Source organism: Saliphagus sp. LR7 (assembly GCF_003344565.1).
Classification (GTDB): domain Archaea; phylum Halobacteriota; class Halobacteria; order Halobacteriales; family Natrialbaceae; genus Saliphagus; species Saliphagus infecundisoli.
Genome location: NZ_QPND01000060.1, coordinates 1 through 2154, shown reverse-complemented (window position 1 = coordinate 2154; position 2154 = coordinate 1). Strand labels below are relative to the sequence as shown.

The window sequence follows — 2154 nt, the reverse complement described above, 5'->3', positions numbered from 1 at the left end:
CCACGCACGAGTACAGGTGTTTCTTGCGCTCTGCCTTCGCCTCGTCGTCGCAATCACCAACGAGGAACGCGGAGACAATCCGGGGAGCACGATCATTACGGTGTGAGAACTCTTCTATGACACCCTCGTTACCGATTATGCACCGAGCAGCGTTAGCCGATAGTCTCTGTGAGGTAGCGGCCGGGCTACTCACCCCCCTGGACGAACAAAACACGGATGACATCCGCTACGACGAGTTGGCGTCGACTGCTGAGTGGCTCCACACCAACGGAATTAACCTGTTTCTCGCCTGCGCAAACATCAGCGAGTACCACTCCCTGACCAACACGGAACACGTTGAGTCCGTCCGCGTTGTCTGTGATGCGCTCGGTGACGATGCGACCGTCCTTGGGGGCGCGGGCGGCAGCACGAAAAGCGCAATCGACCTCGCCCAAGCACACGTCGACAATGGTGCTGACGGAATCATGGTGATGCCGCCGGACCACACGTTCAAACACGAATCTGGCGTCGTCAAGTACTATCACCGTATCGCCGACGCTGTCGACGTCGGAGTGGTACCGTACATTCGGGGGATGGAAGCGACGGTTCGTATGCTCGACCGGATCAGCGACCACGAGAACGTCACCGGGATCAAGTGGGCAGTGCCGGACCTCGAACTGTTCGCCGAGTGCGTCGAACAGGCTGACGACGATCTGGTTTGGGTCTGTGGCATGGCCGAACCCCCAGCACCAGCCTACTACTTAGAGGGGGCTGACGGCTTCTCCGCAGGGGTGACGAATTTCGAACCGCGGTTGGGCCTCGAACTGTTCGACGCCCTCGAGGCCGGCAACTACGAGCGCGCCAAACGTCTCCGGAACCTGAGCCAACCGCTGATGAACCTCCGCGCAGAGTCCGGCGAGGACAACGTCTATGCCAGCGCAAACAGTGTTCCCGTCCTGAAGCGATGTCTCGAACTTGCGGGTCGGGACCCCGGTCCCGTCCGCGAGCCGCTGGTCGAGTTGCCCGAGGCGGACCGCGAGCGGGTGGACGACCGCTACGAGGAGCTACAGGCCGGACTCGAACGGCTTGACGCCGTCGAGCCGTGAAGTAAACGGGTTGTGGACGGTCGTCGCTCAACGCTCTTAACAAAACGAACCTCTGAAGATGCGCCGACTTGTTGTTCTCCGTAGACTATAATATCATATGAATTTTTGTACATCCCGGTAAACCTGCTACTCACGGCGCCGCTAGAAGCTGTAGACCTCGCGGGGGCGGTCGTACGCGACTTCGCTGGCAACGTCGCGAGCGATCTCCATCGGGACCTGGCCGCGAGAGACCTGTCGGCCGAGGACGTTCGCCAGCGAGCGCCGGAACATCTCGAAGCGCGACCCGTAGGAAAGCAGTTTCCGGGAGTCGCTGACCATCCCGGGGGAGTTCGCGAGCAGGGAGACGGTGCCGACGTACTCCAAGTGCTCCTCGATCCCGAACGGGCTGTCGTTGAACCACCAGGCGGGGCCGACGTTGACCGACGGGAACACCCGCGCGAGGGTGGCGATCGTCGGGTAGTGGGTCGGGTCGAGCGCGTAAATCACCGTCTGGAACTCGCCGTCGAAGCGGTTCAGGAAGTAGTCGAGACTCCCCTCGATGTCGACGTCCTGGGTCGAGACGTCCGCGCCCGAGGCCGGTCCCAGTTCCTCGTGGACCGACTCCCGGTAGTTCCGGACGGGGCCGACGTGGAACTGAGTCGTCCATCCCTTCTCGGCGTTCAACTCTCCGACGTACTCGAGGAGATACGCCTGCAGATCGGTCGCGGCCTCCTCGTCGAGCGTCCCCTATGGCGGCGGCGTAACACTCGCGGGCGCGGTCGTCGTCGACGGGCCGGGAGACGGGCATCCGGATCCCGATGTCACTGGCGACACAGCCCCGCTGGGCGAAGTGATCGTGGCTCGCCCGGAGAGCCTCCCGAAAGCCTGCGAGGTCCTCACAGGAGACGCCGGTCGCCTCGGCGAGTTCCTCGCGGAACACGTTCCAGTCGTCCGTGCCGGGCTGGAGGGCGCGGTCGGCCCGCCAGGTCGGGAGCACGGAGACGTCCTCGATCTCCTCGGCCGCGTGGTCGTGGTACTCGAGCGACGACGTTGGGTCGTCAGTCGAACAGAGGAGTTCGACGCCCATCTC

Annotated in this window: 2 protein-coding genes and 2 pseudogenes; 2 read left to right on the top strand and 2 right to left on the bottom strand. The window is 63.1% G+C overall.

Annotation, left to right across the window (positions count from 1 at the left end; genetic code table 11):
• Together DVH23_RS23110 and DVH23_RS23105 are read left to right on the top strand one after the other, a co-directional pair.
• Positions 1-106: pseudogene (locus tag DVH23_RS23110) on the top strand (IS5/IS1182 family transposase); the annotation flags it as partial.
• 31 nt (positions 107-137) lie between these two features.
• Positions 138-1085, top strand: a complete 948-nt coding sequence (locus DVH23_RS23105; RefSeq protein ID WP_157972597.1) for a dihydrodipicolinate synthase family protein — start codon at positions 138-140, stop codon at positions 1083-1085.
• Positions 1086-1226: 141 nt separating this feature from the next.
• On the opposite strand, the gene DVH23_RS25100 is transcribed toward DVH23_RS23105, so the two are convergent.
• Together DVH23_RS25100 and DVH23_RS25405 are read right to left on the bottom strand one after the other, a co-directional pair.
• Entirely contained in the window at positions 1227-1748 is a 522-nt protein-coding gene (locus DVH23_RS25100; RefSeq protein WP_255565304.1) for a glucuronate isomerase, read from the bottom strand.
• A 127-nt stretch (positions 1749-1875) separates the two neighbouring features.
• A pseudogene (locus tag DVH23_RS25405) lies at positions 1876-2151 on the bottom strand (glucuronate isomerase); the annotation flags it as partial.
• Positions 2152-2154 lie beyond the last annotated feature (3 nt).

What these genes read in the sequence shown, in the direction of transcription:
- DVH23_RS23105 (WP_157972597.1), top strand. Translation starts at nt 138, where the DNA reads ATGCACCGAGCAGCGTTAGCCGATAGTCTCTGTGAGGTAGCGGCCGGG.